At 71.1% G+C, this 20,139-nt stretch carries 22 protein-coding genes; 9 read left to right on the forward strand and 13 right to left on the reverse strand.

The window, feature by feature from the left end; all coding sequences use genetic code 11:
* The first annotated feature begins 77 nt into the window (after positions 1-77).
* The 5 genes from WFI16_RS12475 to WFI16_RS12495 are packed head-to-tail and all read left to right on the forward strand — an operon-like array spanning position 78 to position 5,052.
* Positions 78-1,034: a DMT family transporter gene (locus WFI16_RS12475; protein ID WP_419898162.1), complete on the forward strand. Its 957-nt coding sequence runs from the start codon at positions 78-80 to the stop codon at positions 1,032-1,034.
* The gene (locus WFI16_RS12480) at positions 1,034-2,461 is read left to right on the forward strand and encodes a nitrilase-related carbon-nitrogen hydrolase (protein ID WP_419898163.1); all 1,428 of its coding nucleotides are present in this window, start codon (positions 1,034-1,036) and stop codon (positions 2,459-2,461) included. The genes WFI16_RS12475 and WFI16_RS12480 overlap by 1 nt, the downstream gene beginning before the upstream one ends.
* Complete coding sequence (locus WFI16_RS12485; RefSeq protein WP_419898164.1) at positions 2,458-2,862, forward strand: hypothetical protein; 405 nt, start codon at positions 2,458-2,460, stop codon at positions 2,860-2,862. The genes WFI16_RS12480 and WFI16_RS12485 overlap by 4 nt, the downstream gene beginning before the upstream one ends.
* Positions 2,859-4,196, forward strand: a complete 1,338-nt coding sequence (gltX, locus tag WFI16_RS12490) for a glutamate--tRNA ligase (protein WP_419898165.1) — start codon at positions 2,859-2,861, stop codon at positions 4,194-4,196. The genes WFI16_RS12485 and gltX overlap by 4 nt, the downstream gene beginning before the upstream one ends.
* Position 4,197: 1 nt before the next feature.
* Positions 4,198-5,052 carry an SDR family oxidoreductase gene (locus WFI16_RS12495; RefSeq protein WP_419898166.1) on the forward strand — a complete coding sequence of 285 codons (855 nt, stop codon included), beginning with the start codon at positions 4,198-4,200 and terminating at the stop codon, positions 5,050-5,052.
* 41 nt (positions 5,053-5,093) lie between these two features.
* Here the strand turns inward: WFI16_RS12495 and WFI16_RS12500 are convergent, their stop codons facing one another.
* The 9 genes from WFI16_RS12500 to WFI16_RS12540 form a co-directional block, all read right to left on the reverse strand.
* Positions 5,094-6,434: a hypothetical protein gene (locus WFI16_RS12500; protein ID WP_419898167.1), complete on the reverse strand. Its 1,341-nt coding sequence runs from the start codon at positions 6,432-6,434 to the stop codon at positions 5,094-5,096.
* Entirely contained in the window at positions 6,434-6,883 is a 450-nt protein-coding gene (locus tag WFI16_RS12505) for a molybdenum cofactor biosynthesis protein MoaE (protein WP_419898168.1), read from the reverse strand. Before WFI16_RS12505 ends, WFI16_RS12500 begins: the two co-directional genes overlap by 1 nt.
* Before the next feature lie 4 nt (positions 6,884-6,887).
* A complete protein-coding gene (gene moaD / locus WFI16_RS12510) occupies positions 6,888-7,139 on the reverse strand; it encodes a molybdopterin converting factor subunit 1 (RefSeq protein WP_419898169.1) in 252 nt (83 codons plus the stop codon).
* A 10-nt stretch (positions 7,140-7,149) separates the two neighbouring features.
* On the reverse strand, positions 7,150-7,713 hold the full coding sequence (locus WFI16_RS12515) for a hypothetical protein (protein WP_419898170.1): 564 nt from the start codon (positions 7,711-7,713) through the stop codon (positions 7,150-7,152).
* Positions 7,714-7,796: 83 nt separating this feature from the next.
* Positions 7,797-8,423, reverse strand: coding sequence for a CDP-diacylglycerol--glycerol-3-phosphate 3-phosphatidyltransferase (gene pgsA / locus WFI16_RS12520; RefSeq protein WP_419898171.1), 627 nt, complete (start codon positions 8,421-8,423; stop codon positions 7,797-7,799).
* Between the two features lies 1 nt (position 8,424).
* Positions 8,425-10,578 (reverse strand): excinuclease ABC subunit UvrC, encoded by a 2,154-nt coding sequence (uvrC, locus tag WFI16_RS12525; protein WP_442970681.1) that lies wholly within the window; start codon positions 10,576-10,578, stop codon positions 8,425-8,427.
* A gap of 574 nt (positions 10,579-11,152) precedes the next feature.
* Positions 11,153-11,548: a dihydroneopterin aldolase gene (locus tag WFI16_RS12530; RefSeq protein WP_419898172.1), complete on the reverse strand. Its 396-nt coding sequence runs from the start codon at positions 11,546-11,548 to the stop codon at positions 11,153-11,155.
* The gene (locus WFI16_RS12535; RefSeq protein ID WP_442970683.1) at positions 11,545-12,327 is read right to left on the reverse strand and encodes an SDR family oxidoreductase; all 783 of its coding nucleotides are present in this window, start codon (positions 12,325-12,327) and stop codon (positions 11,545-11,547) included. The genes WFI16_RS12530 and WFI16_RS12535 overlap by 4 nt, the downstream gene beginning before the upstream one ends.
* Before the next feature lie 49 nt (positions 12,328-12,376).
* On the reverse strand, positions 12,377-13,411 hold the full coding sequence (locus WFI16_RS12540; RefSeq protein ID WP_419898174.1) for a GGDEF domain-containing protein: 1,035 nt from the start codon (positions 13,409-13,411) through the stop codon (positions 12,377-12,379).
* Between the two features lie 197 nt (positions 13,412-13,608).
* Here WFI16_RS12540 and WFI16_RS12545 point away from each other — a divergent pair, with 197 nt between their 5' ends.
* Together WFI16_RS12545 and WFI16_RS12550 are read left to right on the forward strand one after the other, a co-directional pair.
* Complete coding sequence (locus WFI16_RS12545; RefSeq protein ID WP_419898175.1) at positions 13,609-14,622, forward strand: polysaccharide pyruvyl transferase family protein; 1,014 nt, start codon at positions 13,609-13,611, stop codon at positions 14,620-14,622.
* 59 nt (positions 14,623-14,681) lie between these two features.
* Complete coding sequence (locus WFI16_RS12550; protein WP_419898176.1) at positions 14,682-14,891, forward strand: DUF1289 domain-containing protein; 210 nt, start codon at positions 14,682-14,684, stop codon at positions 14,889-14,891.
* Between the two features lie 45 nt (positions 14,892-14,936).
* On the opposite strand, the gene WFI16_RS12555 is transcribed toward WFI16_RS12550, so the two are convergent.
* The 3 genes from WFI16_RS12555 to WFI16_RS12565 all read right to left on the reverse strand — a co-directional run bounded on the left by WFI16_RS12555 (position 14,937) and on the right by WFI16_RS12565 (position 17,542).
* The gene (locus tag WFI16_RS12555) at positions 14,937-15,731 is read right to left on the reverse strand and encodes an ABC transporter ATP-binding protein (protein WP_419898177.1); all 795 of its coding nucleotides are present in this window, start codon (positions 15,729-15,731) and stop codon (positions 14,937-14,939) included.
* A complete protein-coding gene (locus WFI16_RS12560; RefSeq protein WP_419898178.1) occupies positions 15,731-16,504 on the reverse strand; it encodes an ABC transporter permease in 774 nt (257 codons plus the stop codon). The genes WFI16_RS12555 and WFI16_RS12560 overlap by 1 nt, the downstream gene beginning before the upstream one ends.
* A 90-nt stretch (positions 16,505-16,594) precedes the next feature.
* The gene (locus WFI16_RS12565) at positions 16,595-17,542 is read right to left on the reverse strand and encodes an ABC transporter substrate-binding protein (protein WP_419898179.1); all 948 of its coding nucleotides are present in this window, start codon (positions 17,540-17,542) and stop codon (positions 16,595-16,597) included.
* A 158-nt stretch (positions 17,543-17,700) separates the two neighbouring features.
* On the opposite strand from WFI16_RS12565, the gene WFI16_RS12570 reads away from it, so the two are divergent.
* Both WFI16_RS12570 and WFI16_RS12575 read left to right on the forward strand, forming a co-directional pair.
* A complete protein-coding gene (locus tag WFI16_RS12570; protein ID WP_419898180.1) occupies positions 17,701-18,198 on the forward strand; it encodes a DUF4347 domain-containing protein in 498 nt (165 codons plus the stop codon).
* A 441-nt stretch (positions 18,199-18,639) separates the two neighbouring features.
* The gene (locus WFI16_RS12575; RefSeq protein WP_419898181.1) at positions 18,640-19,182 is read left to right on the forward strand and encodes a hypothetical protein; all 543 of its coding nucleotides are present in this window, start codon (positions 18,640-18,642) and stop codon (positions 19,180-19,182) included.
* A gap of 501 nt (positions 19,183-19,683) precedes the next feature.
* Here the strand turns inward: WFI16_RS12575 and WFI16_RS12580 are convergent.
* Entirely contained in the window at positions 19,684-20,043 is a 360-nt protein-coding gene (locus WFI16_RS12580) for a hypothetical protein (RefSeq protein ID WP_419898182.1), read from the reverse strand.
* Positions 20,044-20,139 lie beyond the last annotated feature (96 nt).

Raw genomic sequence — 20,139 nt, forward strand, 5'->3', positions numbered from 1 at the left:
AGGGTGCAGGGCAGCCTTGCGGGCCGCCCGGGGCTGCCGCCGATGTTCAGCCAGGGGGGCGCGGGCTAGGCTGCCGCATGCCCCAGGATTCCCTCGCCGCCGGCCTGCCGCGCGGCCCCGCCGTTCCCCCGGCTATGCCGCCCGCTGCCGCGTCGCGCGAGCGCGCCATCGGCCTGGCCTGCGCCTTTGCCGTCGTCATCGTCTGGTCCGGCTTCTCGCTCTCGGCCCGGCTGGGCGGCAGGCAGGCGCTGACCGGCTGGGACATGGGGGCGCTGCGCTACATGGGCTCCTTCGTCATGGGGCTGCTGCTGGTGGCGGGCTTCGGCTGGCCGCGCCTGTCGCTCGCCCGCTCCGCCGGGCTGGCGGCGGGGGCGGCCTATGTCTTTCCGCTGGCCGCCTATTTCGGCTTCCGCCACGCCCCCACCGCGCATGGCGGGGTGCTGCTGACCGGCCTGCTGCCCTTCGCCGCGGCGCTGCTCGGCTGGCTCTGGCTGGGCGAGCGCTGGACCCGGATGCGGGCGGTCTCGCTCGCCGTGGTGGCGGGCGGCATCCTGCTGCTGACGCTCGACACCTTCGGCAGCCATCCCGGCGCCTGGCGCGGCGACCTGCTGTTCATCCTGGGCTGCCTGGGCTGGGCGGTCTTCACCGTGCTGGTGCGCCGCTGGCAGGTGCCGGCGCTGACCGCGACCACCGTGCTCGCCCTCTACCCGCCGCTGCTCTACCTGCCCGTCTGGTACTTCTTCCTGCCCTCCAGCCTGGGGGAGGCCTCCGCGGGCGCGGTGATCTACCAGCTGATCTACCAGGGCATGGTCGCGGTGGTGATCGCCGGCTTCCTGTTCACCCGCGCGGTCAATGCCCTGGGCAGCGCGACGACGACGACCATCACCGCCCTGACCCCGGCGCTGGCCGCGCTGGTCGCTTGGCCGCTGCTGGGCGAGGCGCTGGGCCCGCTCGGCCTGGCCGGCGTCGCCATCGTCTCGGCCGGCATGGCGCTCGGCGTCGCCGGCGGCCCGGCGGCGGGCGGGCGGCGCTGATGCGCATCGCCGCCGCGCCGCTCGCCCCGATCGCCGGGGCGCTGGCCGCCAATGCCGCCGGCATCCTGGCCGCCCATGCCGCCGCGGCGCGGGCCGGGGCCGAGCTGCTGGTCACCCCGCTGGCCAGCCTGACCGGCGCCCCGCTGCACGACCTGCTGGCCGATGCCGCCTTCCACGAGGCGGCCGAGGCCGTGCTGCAGCAGCTGGTCGCGACGCTGCCGGCGGAAGGTCCCGCCCTGCTGCTCGGCACCGTCTGGCAGGAGGCGGGGGCGCCGCGCCAGGGCGTCGTGCTGGTCGAGGGCGGCCGCGTCGCCGCCCGCCGCCCCCAGCATTTCTTTCAGGCGCCAGACCCGTTGGGTCTGGCGGGCCGCTGCCGGCCGGGTCCGGCGCCGGGACCGCTGGCCTGCCGCGGGATTCGCCTCGGCCTGCTGCCTGGCGCCGATGCCGGGGACGCGGCCACCGCCGAGACCCTGCTGGAAACCGGCGCCGAACTGCTGCTGGCGCTGCCCGCCACCCCCTTCGACGCCACCGCCGCGGAGGACCGCGCCAGCGACCGCGCGCTCGCCCGGGTGGTGGAGACCGGCCTGCCGCTGCTCGCCCTGTCCCTGCGCGGGGCCGGGGAGGACCTGCTGTTCCCCGGCGGTGGCTTCGCCCTGAACGCCGACCATCGGCTCGCCGCGCGGCTGCCGGAATTCGCGGCCGACCTCTGGATCACCGACTGGGCCGAGGGCGCCGATGGCTGGGCCGCGGCGCCGCAGCCGCTGCCGCCGCTGGCCGGGGACGCCGGCCGGCTGGCCGCGGCGCTGCAGGCCTGGCTGCGCGCCATGGTGGCGCAGGGCGGGGCGGCGGGCGTCGTCGTGCCGCTCGGCGCCCCGGCCTCGGCGCTGCTGGCGCTGCTGGCCGCCGAGGCGCTGGGCTCGGCCGCCACCCTGCTCACCGCCGCGCCGGAGGATGCCGCGGCACGCCATCTGGCCGACCGGCTGCGCCGGCCGCTGCACCCGCTGCCGGCCGGGCGGGCCGAGGGCTTCGCCGCCGATCGCGGCGCGCTGCTGCTCAACCCGCTGGACAAGCGGGACGCGGCGCTCGGCCGCGCCGCCCCCTTCGGCCATCTGGCGCCGCTGCGCGACCTGACCCCCGGCGCCTGGTCGCCGCTGGCCGCGGCGCGCGGCCTGCCCGTCCCCGACCCCGATCCGGACGAGCCGGCGCTGCTCGCCCTGATCGAGGGGCGGCAGGGCATGGACAGCCTCGCCGCCGCCGGATACGACCCCGCCGGGCTGCGCCGGCTGGCCGCGGCGCTGGCCCGGGCAGAGCCGCTGCGGCGGCGCCTGCCGCCCGGCCCGGCGCTGGGACCGCTGGCCTTCGGCCGGCACCGGCGCTACCCCGCCCATCCCGGCCCCCATTCCCTGCAGGCGAGACCCGAAGCATGAGCGGCGATTTCGACCCCACCCTCTTCGCGCCGCCCGGCGGCTTCAGCGTGAACATCCGCGACCTCTCCGGCGGCAACGGCGCCGAGCCGGTCGAGACGGTGCGCAACTTCCCGACCCTGCTGCAGGCCAATGCCTTCGCCCGCCGCTATGTCCGCGACAGCCTGGAGCGCTGCCGCGCGCCGAAGCTGACGCCCGACGAGGTGCTGGCCGCCTGGTTCGCCTTCGGCGAGGATGCCGAGGTGGTCGGCGGCGAGGGCCAGGGCTGGACCAGCGGCGCCGAGATCCGCGACTTCGCCGAGAAGCCCTGCCGCGACCGCGAGGAGCGCAACTGGCGCGTGCTCGACCCGCGCCGCCAGGACGACGATGCCGCGCCCCAGGGCGAGGAGGAGGACGAGGCATGAAGCTGCGCTTCGCTCCCAGCCCGACCGGCTATCTGCATGTCGGCAATGCCCGCGTCGCCGTGGCCAACTGGCTGGTCGCCCGCCGCCAGGGCGGCCGCTTCGTGCTGCGCTTCGACGACACCGACACCGAGCGCAGCAAGCCCGAATTCGCCGCCGGCATCGAGGAGGACCTGCGCTGGCTCGGCCTCGACTGGGACGAGAGCTTCCGGCAGTCCGACCGGCTGGAGCGCTACGAGCTCGCCGCCGAGAAGCTGAAGAAGAGCGGCCATCTCTATCCCTGCCTGGAGACGGAAGAGGAACTCCGCTTCAAGCGCGAGCAGCGGCAGAAGCAGGGCCGCCCGCCGGTCTATGACCGCGCTGCCCTGAGGATGACCGCCGAGCAGCTGGAGCGCGCGCTGGCCAATGGCAAGAAGCCGCATTGGCGCTTCAAGCTGTCGACCCGCACCGTCGAATGGCAGGACGGCGTGCTTGGCCGCCGCCAGGTCAAGCTGCCGCCGATCTCCGACCCGGTGCTGATCCGTGCCGACGGGTCTTTCCTCTATACCTTCACCTCGGTCGTCGACGACCTGGAGACGGGTGTCAGCCACATCATCCGCGGCGAGGACCACGTCACCAACACCGGCGTGCAGATCGACATCATGGAGGCGCTGTCCGGCCGCAGCTGCGTCAAGCACTTCGCGCATCTGCCGCTGCTGACCGATGCCGATGGCGGGCCGCTGTCGAAGCGCCTGAACTCCATGGGCCTGCGCCAGCTGCGCCGCGACGGCATCGAGCCGGCGGCGCTGGTGGGCTATCTGGCGGCGCTGGGCTCCTCCGCCGATCCGGTGGCGGCGCCGGCGGCCGAGCTGGTCCGCGACTTCGACCTCGGCCGCATCTCCAAGAGCACGGCCCGCTTCGACCCGGCGCAGCTGCTCGGCCTCAACCGCCGCTACCTGCACGGCCTCGACTTCGCGACGGTGCGCGAGCGCCTGCCCGACGGCGCGGACCAGGCTTTCTGGGACGCCATCCGCGGCAATCTCGACCTGATCGCCGAGGCGCGCGACTGGTGGGACGTGGCCCAGGGCCAGATCGAGGTGCCCCCCCAGCCCGAGGAGGCCGAGCTGCTCCAGGCGGCGCTGGCGGAAATGCCGGCCGAGCCCTGGAGCCCGGAGACCTGGAGCGCCTGGACGCGGGCCATCGGCGCCGCCACTGGCCGCAAGGGCAAGGCGCTGTTCCTGCCGCTGCGCCGCGCCCTGACCGGCGAGGAGCACGGCCCGGAGCTCAAGACCTTCCTGCCCGTCATCGGCCGCGCCCGCGCCGAGGCCCGGCTGCGCGCCAGCCTGGGCCAGGGCTGACATGCCGGAGGGCCTGATCGCCGTCATCGGCGCCTCCGGCCGCTCCGGCGCCGCGCTCTGCCGGGCGCTGGCGCAGCGGGGCCTCCGCTACCGCCCGGTGGTGCGCGACCGCGCCCGCTGGGCGGCGCTCGGCCTGCCCGGCGAGCCGCGCCTCGCCGCCCTCGAGGACGCGCCGGCGCTCGCCGCCGCCCTCGACGGCGCGGCCCGCATCGCCAGCTGCGCCCATGCCCGCTGGACGCCGGCGATCCTGGCGGCCGCGCCCGAAGGCGCCACCCTGGTGCTGATGGGCTCCACCCGCCGCTTCTCGCGCTGGCCCGACGCGCATGGCGACGGCGTCCGCCTGGGCGAGGCCGCGCTGCTGGCCGGCCGCCACCCTGGCGTCATGCTGCACCCGACCATGATCTACGGCGCCCAGGGTGAGAACAACGTCCAGCGCCTGGCGGCCCTGCTGAAGCGGCTGCCCGTCGCGCCGCTGCCCGGCGGCGGCCGCGCCCTGGTCCAGCCGATCCACCAGGACGATGTCACCGCCAGCCTGATGGCCGCGCTCGACCGCGACTGGCCCACCCCGCGGGCCCTGGTCATCGCCGGGCCCGCGCCCATGGCCTATCGCGACTTCCTCGCCGCGGTGGCGGAAGCCGCCGGGCTGCGCGCGCCCCCGATCCTGCCGGTGCCCATGGCGCCGCTGCGCCTGCTGGCGCCCATCGCCGCGCGCCTGCCGGGCCTGCCGAAGATCGGCGCCGACGAGATCCGGCGGCTGACCGAGGACAAGGCCTTCGATATCGGGCCGATGACGGAAGAGCTGGACGTCCAGCCGCGGCCGCTCAGGGAAGGGCTGGCGGCGACCTTCACGCAGTAGAAGGCCAGGGGAATGAATTCCCCTAGAACCCCTTCTTTTTTCTATCCGTGCTGCCGCCCAGGGCGGGCAGGCGGGACGCCGGGCAACAGCAGCAGCGCCGCCCCGAAAGGCAGCAGCCAGGCCACCCGCGCCTGGTAGCGGTGGTGCGGCTTCGACAAAGCCCCCGTCGCCACCGCATTGCCCAGCACGCCGACCAGCACCAACGCCACGAAGCCCAGCCGCAGCGCGCCGCCCGGGCGCCGCAAGGCCCAGAGCAGGCCGGCCAGGCCCAGCACCAGCACCACCGGCTGCGGCCAGAGGAACGCCGCCGCGACGCCCGGCAGCCGGTCCGCGAACTGCAGCGAGGCGTCATGCCGCGCCACCTCGGCCGCCGGGAAGAATTCCACCAGCCGCGGCCGCACGGAGTCGCCCAGCGCATGCCGGCTGAGCGTGTCGCCGATCTCGACAAGGAACATCTGCCGCAGCGCATTGCCCGCCGCCGCCCGGGCCACCGCCCAGGGCTCGCGGGCCAGGGTCTCGGCGATGATCGCCCGCGCCTCCGGCGCCAGCCTTACCCCGCCCAGGAAGATGTCGTTCCCCGCCGCATCCCGGTTCATCGGGCTGAAGCCTTCCCACAGGAAGACATCGCTGTCCTCCGGCAGCCGCCCGGCCCAGGCGCAGAGATACCAGCCGGACTCGGGGCAGCGCGCTGAGATGGTCCGCGCCGCCGGCCCGTCGCCAATCAGCCGGGCGAGCAGGAAGGTGCTGCCATAGGGCGACAGCGAGGCCTGCCCATGCCCGATCCAGTTGGTCCCCAGCAGCAGGCCCAGCGCGATCAGCAGCGGCGCTGCGGCGCGCGCCAGTGGCCGCCAGGACAGTCGCAGCAGCCCGACCATCACCACCAGCGCCAGCGCCGTGGGGATGTTCGACAGGTGCGCGGCAATCCCGAGCGCCATCAGTGCAACCACGTAAACCAACTCGCCGCGGGACAGCCGCCCATAGGCCAACAGAAAAAACCCGAGCGGCAGCAGCCCTGAGAAGAAATCGGGCATCACCAGGCTGGCGACCCAGGGCAGGGCGGTCAGCGCCGCGAGGCCGCCGGTCAGCAGCAGATGCGCCGTCCAGGTGGCGGCGCCGCGGAGCTCGCGCTGGGCCAGCCAGAGCAGGTGCGAGACGACGACGACCTGGGCCAGGGCCGGCAGCCACAGCGTCCGCTCCCAGTGGAACAGATGCAGCAGCGGGCCGTAGATCCAGGGCTTGTCCCAGATCATCAGCGGCACCGTGCTCTGCGCCAGGAAGGCGCCGGTGTCGCTGAACAGGATCGGATAGTGGTTGAGCAGCGCCGGCCACAGCAGCAGCAGCGCGCCGGCCAGGATGGCGAGGAGGGCCGGCAGGCCCCGCATCAGCCCGCCCAGCGGGCAGCGGCCGCGTCGTCGCTGGCCTTTGCCTCGACCCAGCGTTCGCGACCGTCGGAAAATTCCTCGCGCTTCCAGAAGGGGGCGCCGGTCTTCAGCCAGTCGATCAGGAAGGCACAGGCCTCCAGTGCCGCCGTGCGGTGGCGGCTGGCGGCCAATACCAGCACGATCGGCTCGCCAGGCAGGATCCGGCCCACGCGATGGATCACCGTGCAGCCGGTCAGCGGCCAGCGCGACTCCGCTTCGGCCGCGATCTTTTCCAGGGCGCGCTCGGTCATGCCGGGATAGTGCTCGAGCACCAGCGCGGCGATCCCGTCATCGGCGCGGCACAGCCCGGTGAAGGCGGCGATACCGCCGACATCGATGCGGCCTTCGGCGAGCAGCGCCTGCTCGGCCGCCATGTCGAACGCCGCTTCCTGGACCAGGACCCGGGCCATGGCCTCAGCCCCCGGTGACGGGGGGGAAGAAGGCCACCTCGTCACCGTTCCGCACCGGGTGGTCCACGGCGCAGAATTCCTGGTTCACCGCGGCGCGGATCTGCCGAGCATTGGCGAAGGCGGCGGCATGGCCCGGGCTGCGCCCGGCCAGATGGCGGATCAGCCCGGCCACGTCGCGGACGTCGGGCGGCAGGTCGAGCGCCTCCTGGCCCAGCCCCACCTTCTGCCGCACCCAGGCGAAATACAGGATCTGCATCGCGCGGCGCTCAGCGCGGCGTCGGCACCTGCCGCACCGTGCCATCCTGGCCCAGCAGCGTGGTGGTCGCGCCCTGCGGCACCGCGATGCCCGAGGCGCCGCCGGGGGTGTTGTAGGTGCTGTAGCCGAGGCCGCCGCCGCTGGTCACCGCCGGACCCTGCGGCGTCGGGATCACCTGGCCGTCGCGGCGCGGCGGCGGCGGCGCCACCGGCGCGGCCGGCGGCATCACCGGATAGGGGCGGGCGACGGGCGGGAACTCGGTGCCCGGCGCCAGCAGGTCGGGCGAGGTCGAGCTGCCACGGCGCGTCGCCGGCATCGGCGTCGGGTCGCCTGGGCGCGGCACGATCTCGGGGCTGCCCAGCGTGGCGCGCGGCTGTTCCTCGGTCGGCCAGACATTGCCGGGGGCGGGCAGCAGCGGCGGCACCTCGGCCGGCGCGCCCATGATGCGCTGCACCGTCATGCTGTCGGTCGGCACGGCCTCGCGCGGGCCGGTGAAGCTCGCCGAGGTACAGGCGCCAAGCCCGAGCAGCAGCAGCAGGGCCGGCACCTTGCCGGTTTGCACGAACGGGCTCATCCGCCTCTCCTGATCTCTTGGCGCGCCGCGCGCGCCCTGTTCCCCAAGATGCGGCCGAACCCCGGCCGCCTCAAGGGCAGTCCTCAAGGAAGCGAGGAGGGCTTGGCCGCGGCGCGGGCGCCCGCCTCCCGCTCCAGGTCGCGCGCCTCGGCATGGCGCAGCCCGGCGCGGACATAGTCCCAGCCGGTGAACAGCGTCAGCACGGCAGCCAGCCAGAGCAGCGCCTCGCCGATCCAGCCGATCGGCAGGAAGCCCAGGCCCAGCACGCGCGCGCCGCTGTCGCCGGCCAGCAGCACGCCGAGCGCGGTCATCTGCACCCCGGTCTTCCACTTGGCCAGACGGGTCACCGGCAGCCCAACCTTCAGCCCGGCCAGGTATTCGCGGAGACCCGAGACCAGGATCTCGCGCAGCATGATGACGATGGCCGGCAGCAGCCCGGCCAGCGACAGGCCCGACAGCCCGGCCAGCAGCATCAGCGCGGCGCCGACCAGCAGCTTGTCGGCGATCGGGTCGAGCATCCGCCCGAAATCCGAGATCAGCTGCCGTTCGCGGGCGATCTTGCCGTCGAAATAATCGGTGATGGCGGCGGCCGAGAACAGCGCGCAGGCCGCGACATCGCCCCAGGGCGTGCGCAGCGCGGCCAGCAGCACCAGCACCGGCACCGCGGCGATGCGGGAAAGCGTCAGCAGATTGGGCAGGTCGGTCGGCAATTCAGTCTCTTCCCGCTGTGCGCCCGGCAGGCTTTCCCAAATTAGTCCCGGTTGCGCCAGGGTGGAAATGCTCATGGATGCGGGTCGCCATCGAGGGACCGATTCCCGGGCAGTTGCGCAGGTCCTCGGCGCCGGCCTGGCGCACCCCGCGGGCTGAGCCGAAATGGTTCAGCAGCCGCCGCTTGATGGCCGAGCCGACACCCGGGATCTCGTCCAGCTCGCTGCGGGTGATCGCCTTGGAGCGGCCGGCGCGGTGGGTGGTGATGGCGAAGCGGTGCGCCTCGTCGCGCAGCCGCTGCAGGTAGTAGAGCACCGGGTCGCGCGGCGGCAGCTGGAAGGGCGGATGCTCGGCGCGGTGGAACCATTCGCGCCCGGCATCGCGGTCCGGCCCCTTGGCGACGGCCACCAGGTTGAGGTCGCCGAGGCCAAGCTCCGCCATCACCTCGCGCGCGGCGGAAAGCTGGCCGGCACCGCCATCGATCAGCACCAGGTCGGGCCAGCCCTCGCCGGCGCGTTCCGGGTCCTCCTTCAGGGCGCGGCCGAAGCGGCGCTCGAAGACCTCCTTCATCATGGCGAAGTCGTCGCCGCCGCCGCTGGCCGCGCGCGAGCCGCCGCCCGCCCGGCGCGGCGCGGCGCCCACCAGGGGCGCAGCCGCGGGGCCCGCCGCCGGCGCCGTGGCCGAAAGCGTGGTCCCGTCCAGCGCGGGGTCCGCCAGGGCGTCGGGCACCTCGGCCGCCACCGCCACCGGCACCCGCGGCAGGCTGGTGCCCTGGATGGCGTATTTGCGGTAGGCGTTCTTCATGAAGCCGTCCGGCCCGGCGACGATCATCACGCCATAGGCATGGCTGCCCTGGATATGGCTGTTGTCATAGACCTCGATGCGGCGCGGCGGCTCGGCCAGATCGAACAGCCGGGCGACGCCTTCCAGCAGCGCGACCTGGGCGGTGCCCTCGGCCAGGCGGCGCTCCAGCGCCTCGCGGGCATTGGTCGCGGCATGCTCGACGGCCGAGCGCTTCTCGCCGCGCTGCGGCGTGGCCAGCTCGACCTTCTTGCCGGCCTTCAGAGTCAGCGCCTCGGCGATCAGCCCGGCATCCGGCAGGGCATGCGACAGCAGCACTAGCGGCGGCGGCGGCAGGTCGTCATAGAGCTGCGTCAGGAAGGCCGAGAGCACCTCCTCCGGCGCCGCGTCGTCCTTCAGATGCGACGGGAAGAACGACCGGTTGCCGTTGTTCCGACCACCCCTGAAGAAGAAGACCTGGACGCAGGACTGGCCGGCGATCTGGTGCAGGGCGACGATATCGGCATCGCCGACGCCGTCCAGGTTGATGTTGTTCTGGCCCTGCACATAGGTCAGGCCGCGGATACGGTCGCGCAGCGAAGCGGCGCGCTCGAATTCGAGCGACTCCGCCGCCTGCTCCATTTCCGCAGCCAGCGCCTTCTGGATCGACGGCGTCTCACCAGAAAGAAACTTCTTGGCGTCGCGCACCAGCCCGGCATAGTCGGGGCGGCTGATCCGCTCGACGCAGGGCGCCGAGCAGCGCTTGATCTGGTGCAGCAGGCAGGGCCGGTCACGGCTCTCGAACACCGTGTCGCGGCAGGAGCGCAGCAGGAAGACCTTCTGCAGCGCCGTCAGCGTCTGGTCGACCGCCCAGGCGCTGGCGAAGGGGCCCCAGTAGCTGGCGCCTTTCCGCTTCTCGCCGCGATGCTTGGTGATCTGCGGGTAGTCGTGGTCCTCGGTGATCACCAGCCAGGGATAGGACTTGTCGTCGCGCAGGACGATGTTGAAGCGTGGCCGCAGCTTCTTGATCAGGTTGGCTTCCAGCAGCAGGGCCTCGGCCTCGCTGCCGGTGGTGATGATCTCCATCCGCCGGGTGAGGTGCACCATGCGGCGCAGCCGCTCGGGCAGGCGCGGGATCTGCGTGTAGGAGACCACGCGCTTCTTCAGGCTGCGCGCCTTGCCGACATAGAGGGCATCGCCCTTGGCATCGAGCATCCGGTAGACGCCGGGGGCCAGCGGCATGGTGGCCAGCGCCGCCTCGATCACGGCGACGCCTTCCATCACCGATCCCGCCTCGGCGGTCAGCGCCAGCGGCTGGGTCTCGACGGCCGGGTCCTCGTCCTGCGGGGGCTCCGGGGGGGGGCCGGCATTCTGCATGGGCGGGGTGAACCACGCCCGGCGGCGCTGCTCAAGGGGTACCAGCACTTGTCCACCGAAGCTGTGGATAAGTCTGTGGACGTCTAGGGGGTTAACCCTGCCAAGTGGCTGTCATCTGCGGGTAACACGAGGTTGCCCAAGCTTTGGGCAAAACTTCACCCCATTGAAAACAAACGATATGACAGAAAATTTCCGCTTTCCCCCTCGTCAAGATCAACAATGGCATTGACCCGCGCGTGGCTTCGGGTGGTGGCGGCGGCCGGTGGATGAATCGGGCGGTTCCAAGTATTTGCCGCGCTGCAGCAAGCACTCGCTCTCCGAATCGCGAGCAATCGAAGGCACCCGGCGGGCTGCCGGCAGAACCGGTCCAGCCCTGCCGGCCGGCTGCTTTGCCGGAACAGGCCTGGACTTGACCATGGCGCGGCATCGCCTGCCTCGCCGGTTGGCAGGGTGGCGGGGCCCTGGGCTCGCGGTCCCGTGAGTTCTCCACAGAATTCGTGGAGAAGGATGTGGAAAACCCATGGGGAAAAGCGAAACCCTGCAGTGGCCCGCAGCAATCTCTGCAGGCGGGCGCTCAGCCCCGCCGCCGCTCCACCGTCACGCCGACGCCGGCGACATCGGCGATGATGTCCGGCTTCTCCACCGTCACCTGCACCGCCAGCAGCCGGGCATCGCTCTCCAGCAGGGCGCAGGCGATGCGCTCGGCCAGGGTCTCGGCCAGCAGCACATGGCCTTGCAGCGCGATGCGCCGCGCCAGGTTGGTCGCCGCCTCGTAATCCACCACCCGGTCCAGCCGGTCGGGGCCGATGCCGGCGGCCACCGCCTCATCCCGCGCCAGCAGCTCCAGGTCGATCAGCACGCGCTGCGGCGCCGCCTCCTCATGCGGATAGATGCCGAGATGGGCATCGACCGCCAGGCGACGCACGAAGACTCGCCGCAGGCCACGCGCGGCATCGGGAAGGAAGCTCATTCCGGCAGCACCTGCCCGCGATGCGGCGACCATTGCAAGTGCTGCCCGCCATCCAGCGCGATCATCTGCCCGGTCATCGCCGGCAGGGCCAGGATCGCCAGGATGGCGCCGGCCACCTCCGCCGGGCTGGTGCCACGGCCGAGCGGCGTGCTGGCGGCCTGCAGCGCGAACTGCTCCTCCGTCTGCCGCGGGCTGGGAATGGCGGGGCCGGGGCCGATGCCGTTCACCCGGATCCGCTTCGGGGCGAGCGCCAGCGCCAGGCTCTGGGTCAGCGCCCAGAGCCCGGCCTTGGAGACGGTATAGGTGACGAAATGCGGCGTCAGCGACCAGACCCGCTGGTCCAGCATGTTGAGGATGGCGCCCTCGGCCCCCTCCGGCAGCTGCGCCGCGAAGCCCTGCGACAGCAGGAAGGGGGCGCGCAGATTGGGCTCCAGATGGTGGTCCCAGCTCTCCCGCGTCGCATTGTCCCATTCGTCGCGCTCGAAGGTCGAGGCGTTGTTCACCAGCACCCCGAGCGGCCCGAGCGCCGCCACCGCCGCCGGCACCAGCCCGGCGACCTCTGCCTCCCGCTCCAGCGCGGCGCGCAGCGTCACGACCCGGCGGCCCAGCGCCCGGATCGCCGCCGCCGTCGCCTCCGCCTCGGCGGCGCTGTCGCGATAGTGCAGGACGATGTCGAAGCCGGCCTCGGCCAGCGCCAGGGCGGTGGCGCGGCCGAGCCGCCGGGCGCCGCCGGTGACCAGCGCCACCCGCGGGATCAGGGGCGAAATCTGCAAGGGGATCTGCATGGCCGGCAGACTTGCCGGCGAAGCGGCGCCGCGTCCAGGCCCCTCAGCCGGACGAGGGGACCGGCGCCACCGTGGTCACCGCATGCTCGCGATGCGCGACACGGTTCTTGCCGGCGAGCTTCGCCTCGTACATCAGCTCGTCCGCCGCGGCCAGCGCATGGTCGAGGTCGGAGGGCGGCGTCACGAAGCTGACCACGCCGACCGAGGCGGTGACGCCGCGCGCCCGCGCCGCCGGGCTGCCGGCGATGGCGGCGGCCAGCTCGGTGGCCAGCGCCAGGCTGAGCTCCGGCGTCGCGCCTGCCAGCAGCAGGGCGAATTCGTCGCCGCCCGGCCGCGCCGCCAGATCGCCCTCCCGCTGCCGGGCGGAGAGCACCTGCGCCACGCCGCGCAGCACGGCGTCGCCGGCGGCATGGCCCTCCAGGTCGTTGACCTTCTTGAAGCCGTCAAGGTCCAGATAGACCAGGGCGAAGGGCGTTCCGGCCCGGCGCTGCACGGCGATCGCACGGTCCAGCCCGTCGAGCAGCGCGGCCCGGTTGGCCAGCCCGGTCAGCGTGTCGGTCAGCGACAGGGTGCGGATGCGGTTCATCGCCCGCCGCAGCTCCAGCGTCGTCATCACCGTCTGCGCCAGCTGCCGCAGCACCGCCCGCTGCGACTCGCTGATGTCGCGCGGCGCGGTGTCGACCACGCAGAGCGCGCCCAGCGCCGCGCCCTGCGGGTTCACCAGCGGCACGCCGGCATAGAAGGTGACGTTGGGGGGGCCGCTCACCAGCGGGTTGTCGGCGAAGCGCTCATCGGCCCGCGCATCCGGCACCACCATCATCTGGTCGGGCGTCAGGATGGCGTGGGAGCAGAAGGAAAGCCCGCGCGGCAGCTCGCCCACCGGCAGGCCATGCGCCGCCATCGACACCTGGCGGTCGGCATCGATCAGGTTCACCACCGCTGCCGGGCAGCCGGTGAGCTGCGCCGCCAGGCTGGCGATATTGTCGAAGCTGATGTCGCAGGCCTGGTCCAGCACCTCGTAGGAGCGCAGCTCCGACAGGCGGGCGGCTTCCGTGGCAGGGATGGCAGCAGCCGGCATCTCGGCGTCTCTCCGCAAGGGGACCTGGCACGATGAGGCCGGCCAAGGCCCGACAATAGCGCGCGACAATAGTTTACGCCCGCATGATTCCGCTGCACGAAGATTGGAGCGGTCTGGTGGCTGGCCAGCCCCGCTGCCAGCCTCTAGGACGGGCGGGCGCCCGCTCCGGCGCATCCACCCGAGCTGCAGGGGCCGTGATGCCAAGTCTTTCGCCCTATTTCGACCTGAACGACGAGGCCCGGCGCCTCGGCGGCAAGCTGCCGCTGACCTGGGTGAAGGCGGATGCCGCCAGCCGTACCGGCAATTTCGGCGACACGCTGAGCGCCGTGGTGGTGGCGGCGATCAGCGGCCTGGTGCCGCGGCTGACCTCGGCCCAGGCGGAGACGCCGCGGCTGGCCGCCATCGGCACCATCGGCCAGACGCTGCGCCGCGGCACCGCGCATATCTGGGGCACCGGCTTCGACGCCAAGCTGCGCGCCTTCGGCGACACCGGCACGGCCTTCGCCGCCGCGCCCGAGACGCGCTATGTCGTCCACGCCGTGCGCGGCGCCCATAGCCGCCAGCTGCTGCTGGAGAACGGCCTGCACGCGCCGCCGATCTATGGCGATCCCGGCTGGTTCCTGCCGCGCATCCGCCATCCCCGGGTGGAGAAGACCATCGAGCTCGGCGTCATCCCGCATCTCTCCGCCATGAGGGAGAAGTCGGTCCACACCGTGCCGAAGCCGGAGCAGACCCGGTTGCAGGTCAGCGCCGCCGACGGCGTGAAGATCGTCCACACCTTCCACGATTCCAGCTGGACCGGCTTCCAGGCCAAGCTGGCCGAGCTGCTCTCCTGCAAGCGCATCGTCACCACCTCCTTCCACGGGCTGATCCTGGCGGATGTCTTCCGCATCCCCTGCCTCTATTTCCCGCTGCGCAACACGCCGGGGCATGAGGAGATCCCGCTGGAGCGTGGCCGCGCCGGCCTGGATTCGCGCATGGCCGATTTCTATGCCGGCGCCGGCCGCCGCAGCCTGCACGCCTATGGCCAGCCGCCGAAATCGACCACCGACTGGCAGGCGGTGATGCGCGCCGTCGACGCGCACTACCAGCCGCTGACCCATCCGGGCGAGGCGACGCTGCTGGAAGCCTTCCCCTTCCAGAAGGTGGTCAGCCTCGACGATGCCGACTGGAAGGTGCCGGATGCGCTGATGGAGCAGCTGCCCTGGTGAGCAGCCCTGCGCGCCACGCGGGCTGACATCCAGGCACCGCGGAACCACATGCCAGGGCGATGAGCGAACGCCCCTGCATCAAGGTCTGCGACTTCGAGGATGACACCGGCTGGTGCTTCGGCTGCGGCATGACCAAGGCTGAACGCAAGGCCTGGAAACATGTGCCGGGCTATCGGCCGGCGATCCTCGGCAACCTGCCGGCCCGGCTGCAGGCTATGGCCGAGGCCGGACACAGGACGGGCGAGGACGCGAAGCGGAAGAAGAAGTAAGGCCGGGGGAATGAATTCCCCCGGACCCCCATCTTTTTCTAATCCTTAAGCGAGCGCGGACTTGCGGACTTCCTCGCGGATTTCGGCCATCAGCCGGGCCTTGAGGTCGGCAAAGACCGGGCTCGTCTTCACTGTCCAGTCGCGCGGATAGGGCAGGGGAACCTCGACCTCGGCCTTCACCCGGCCGGGACGCGCCGACATCACCAGCACCCGGTTGGCCAGGAAGATGGCCTCGTCGATGTCATGGGTGACGAACAGCACCGTCTTGCGCGTCTCCGGCGTGTCGGCGCCCCAGACCTCCAGCAGCAGCTCCTGCATCAGCTCCCGCGTCTGGTGGTCCAGCGCGCCGAAAGGCTCGTCCAGCAGCAGGATCGCCGGGTCGTTCGCCAGGGCACGGGCCAGCGCCGTGCGCTGCTGCATGCCGCCCGACAATTGCCGCGGCCAGTGGTTCTCGAAACCCTTCAGCCCGGTCCGCGCGATGTACTTCGCGGCGATGGCGCGCGCCTCCTCCGCCGGGACCTTCCGTTCGCGCAGACCGAAAGAAATATTCTGCTCGACGGTGAGCCAGGGGAACAGGGTGTAGGACTGGAACACCATGCCGCGCTCCGGCCCCGGCCCGGTGACCTGGCGGCCGGCCAGCCGCACCGTGCCGGCGGTGCCGCGGTCGAGGCCGGCGACGATGCGCAGCAGGGTGGACTTGCCGCAGCCCGAGGGGCCGAGGATCGAGACGAATTCGCCCGGCGCCACGTCCAGGTCGGTCGGCTGCAGGGCGAGCGTCGGGCCGGCCGCACCCTGGCCGGGGAAGCTGCGGGTCAGGCCGCGGATCGACAACCCGCCCATCACAGCACCGCCCAGCGGAACAGGCGGCGGTTCATCGCCTTGAACAGGACGTCGGTAACCAGGCCGATCAGCCCGATGACGACGATGCCGAAGATCATCTGCCCGGTGTCGAGCAGCCGCTGGCTGTCCATGATCATGTGGCCGATGCCGCTCTGCGCGCCGATCAGCTCGGCGACGATGACGTAGGTCCAGGCCCAGCCGAGCACCAGGCGCAGCGCCTCCATCACCTGCGGCGCCGCGGCCGGGATGATCACCCGCTGCAGGATGCCGCGCTGGCGGGCGCCGAGGGTATAGGCGGCCTCGACCAGATCGATGCGGGTGGCGCCGGCGATGACGGCCACCATGATGACGATCTGGAAGACGCTGCCGAGGAAGATGACCGAGAGCTTCTGGGCCTCGCCGACGCCGGCCCAGAGGATCAGCAGCGGGATGAAGGCCGAGGCCGGCAAATAGCGGGCGAAGGAGATGAAGGGCTCGAAGAAGGCCTCGACGCCCTTGTAGGCACCCATCGCCAGGCCGAGCGGCACGGCGATCAGGCTGGCCAGCACGAAGCCGCCGAGCACGCGCCAGACCGTCATGCCGACATCACCGGCGAAATTGTATTCGGTGAACAGGCTGATGCCGGCGGCCAGCGCCTTCTGCGGCGAGGCCAGGAACAGCGGCTGGACGAAGCCGGTTTCGGTGGCCAGCGCCCAGGCGCCGATGAACAGCACGAAGAAGCCGATGCCCAGCGCGATGCGCGCCGGGGCGGAGACGGGTTTCAGGGGTTCCAAGGTGTTCCGCCAGCGCTCTCAGGGACAGAAATAGAAGGGGCGCAAACCTACAGGTTTGCGAGGGGAATACTTCCCCCCAGCCTGGCTTGCTTAAAGGAACTGCGTGTTCAGCAGCTTGGCCAGATCCGGCGCCGCCCTGACGACCCCGGCTTCCTTCTGCACCTCCAGCGCCTTGGTCATGAAGGCCGGCAGCCCGTCGGCGACGTAGCTGCGGTTCTTGCCGGCATCGAGCCATTCGATGAAGGCGGCGGAGGCCTTGAAGGACTCGCCGCTCTGGTTGACCCGCTTGCCCATGATCTCGAAGGATTTCTCCGGCTCGCGCTGGATCATGGCGAGGGCGTCGTACCAGCCCTTGACCACCGCCTTCACCGCCTCCGGGTTCTTGGCGACGAAATCCGGCGTGAAGGCCAGGGTATCGACGACGCAGGGGTGGTCGGTGGTGGTGGCCAGGATGCGGCCCTTGTCGGCGCCCATGGCGCGCACCTGGGAGAGGTAGGGCTCGTAGGTCGAGCAGCCGTCGAACTGGCCGGCGACGAAGGCCTGCGCCGCGGGCTGCGGCGCCAGGGTCGCGGTCTGCACCTCCTTGATGGAGAGGCCGTTCTCGCGAAGCATGTAGGCCAGCACGAAATAGGGCGTGGTGCCCGGGCCGTCGACGGCGATGGTCTTGCCCTTGATGTCGCCCCAGCCGCCGATCGCCGGGCGCACCGCCACGCCGTCGCCGCCGCGCGAGCGGTCGAGCACCAGCACCTGCACCAGCGGCATGGTGCTGCCCCAGAGGATCATGGTGTCGACGGTGGTGACGACGCAGTTCAGGGCGCCGGCGGCCAGCGCCAGGTTGCGCTCGCGCTGGGGGACGAACTTGGTCTCGACCTCGATGCCGGCGGCCTTGAACAGCCCGGCCTGCTCGGCCAGCGTCAGCGGCGCGAAGCCGGTCCAGCCGGACATGCCGATGGTGACCTTCGGCAGGGCTTGCGCCCGCGCCAGATGGGGCAGGGCGAGCGCGCCGGCGGCGGCGCCGAGGAGCAGGCGGCGATGCATGGAGAACCTCTCTGTTGTGGCCTGGCGGCGTCCCTTTGCCGCAGAGTAATCCGCTGTTCGCAGGGCGGGAAGCGATTCAGCGGCCAGCGGTCGGGCGGCAACTCTTTCTTGGCATTTTGCGGTGCAGGATCGGCGGGCGGACCAGAAGGGGACACGCCATGCTGCAGAACGCCGCGCCTTCGGACAATCGTGACATCAAGCCCGGCGCCACCGCCAGGCTGCTTGTCCTCGACCCTCGTGCGCCAGGCTGGTCGGAGCGCCTGATCGGCGCCGGCCCGTCCACCATGGTCCTGGTGCTGGACCAGGCCCAGGACGGGCTGGCCGAGCTGGCCGAGCTGGCCGCCGGGCTGGCGCCGCTCTCCTCCATCACGCTCTGCGGGCCTTCCGAACCGGGATGGATGCGGCTGGGCAGCGTCCTGCTGGATGCCCCCGCTTTGGCGGCGAACCGGCTGATGCTGGACGCCATCGGCCACTGCCTGGAGCCGGATGGCTTCCTGCAGCTGGACGGCGCGGCGGGGCAGGGGCTGGACGGGCGGCGGCTGCTGGTCGGGCTGGCCGTCGCGACCGGACGGGAGGTCTTCGGCCAGGAAAGTCCCGAGAGCGAGCAGCCGCTGCCGCCGCTCATTCCCTGGCCGATGGTCCGGCGGGGGCCGTGAGGCGGCCCCGGCCGGAGCCGCCTCCCGAGATCATGTAACGGCGCGCACTTAGATGGACTGCGCACCCCGTAGCCCCTTGATTTGCGGCGGGTGCCTCTACGGGTTCCACGGACAGGCGCACGGCTTTCTTCAGACCCGGAGCTAACGAGTGCGCCAATCCCGAGACCAGGAAATCTGCCAGTGATATCAGGGTGTTGATAGCCTGGCGGCGATGAGTCCTTGGCATCCTAACGCGCGCGGCCAGCTTTGGTGCCGGACGTGGCAAGAACGCATCTGAGCAGAAGCATTCAGATTTGAACTGGGGGGCAGGGGTTCACCGAACCTGCTCCAGTGCTGACCAACGGCGAGCTGCTCGCCGATCCGGCCAACGGACACAGATTCCGGTTAGGATCGAGGCAAGCCATCGTAAGGACGCCTCAGCTCATGGTAGAGCTCGCATCCATGCACCTGTTCGATCCTGGATTGGCTCAGGGGGCGTACGAAGCGACCTTCGCATGCTACCCCAGCACCCTGCTGCCCGCCCTACGCGCCCATGATAGCATTGGCACTCCCAAACTGGCTTGGCTGGCTGAACGGGACACCTTCAACCACGAAGTTGCCGAGAACTACGGCGCCGTCGTGGGTAAGCTCATGGGATTGACGTGTACGAACGAGCGGACCTGGACTGCAAGGTCGTTCCTGCACGACGTCCTCAGCATCGCTCAGACGGACTTTGCGGTGATTGACTGCAGGGCGGAGAGACGTGAGGACTCCCTCACTGGCTCCTTGATCACCCGGATCTGGACTGCGGCAGCCATGCTCAACATGCGGGTTGAGGAAAAGGAGGGCGGGCCACTTGGCCACGTCTGCTTGATAGAGCTTATTGGGCACGGCTTGGAGCAGAAGACAGGCGGTGACCTAGCACTCGTGCATGACAATGGTGACTGGCAACTCGGCTTCTGCTTTCAAGCCAAGCGGGTCAGGCACGGAGGGAAAGATGCCTAGATCGGGAAGGGACGCGAACCCGGCAAGGGTAATCCCGTCGATATGACGCAAATCGCGATTTTGCGTAAACTGGAAGCGCGTTGTCCCGCAATAAGAGCAGCGTACCTCCTCTACGACCGAACCCTTCGGCGAGAAGCCTTGCTACCTCTTGCCAAGCCCATTGATGCGATGGAGGAGAGCGTCGAAGTAAGTGGGTACACAGACCTCTCTGCCGGGACGTCTGACCTCGCAAGCTTCGTGACCTCGACTTTAGCTGACTCAGCAGATCAGGGCGGCCCCACCGGGTCATTTGAGGAGTTGGTTTCTGCTCTGGCCAACAAGAACCTGCGTTACTTGGTGTCTAACTCCTTGGACCGTGACTTCGGCCCGAAGCTTGCCCGGCGGTTGGCCGAGAGGCCGGGTGTTCGAACCACTTTCGCGCAAGCGGTGCTGCCGAGGCGTAGGTCTTGGCAAGCCGAGTCGGCCCCAACTTGGACTCCCAAGCCTGAGCCGTGGCCGCTCTCAGTCCCGACTGCGGTCCGGCGACGCTGATGATGGTCGTTTAGACTGCGTCTTTGGCAGATACGGCTCAAGCCTGAGCCCATATTCGTTTGCCAAACAGACGCAAAGTGCCAGTGCGTCCCCGTCCCGCATCACGATGGTCATCGGTCGGCACTCGACGCCTTTCTTTGTCCGGCGCACCAGTGTTCCAGCTACGTGTGCCAGACCACCGAGCGACTGGAGACGGACATCGAAGTACTGTCGCGCGGAACCTGACAACTCGATGCTATAGCCCTCGCCATCCGCCTCGATGGGGCTTGGCACGCTAGAGGGTGCTTCGGCGTCCAGTTCTGCGTCTAGCGCCGCGCCATCGTTGAACATGGACCCGCCCCCTTCCTGAACCCCACTGAACTAGGGTCTCGGACAATCATCTGATCCAGATGCAGGACCAAGCAAGCTTCACGCAGCTTGATCGCT

The sequence above is a fragment of the Roseomonas sp. USHLN139 genome, from assembly GCF_037145735.1.
Lineage (GTDB): Bacteria > Pseudomonadota > Alphaproteobacteria > Acetobacterales > Acetobacteraceae > Pseudoroseomonas.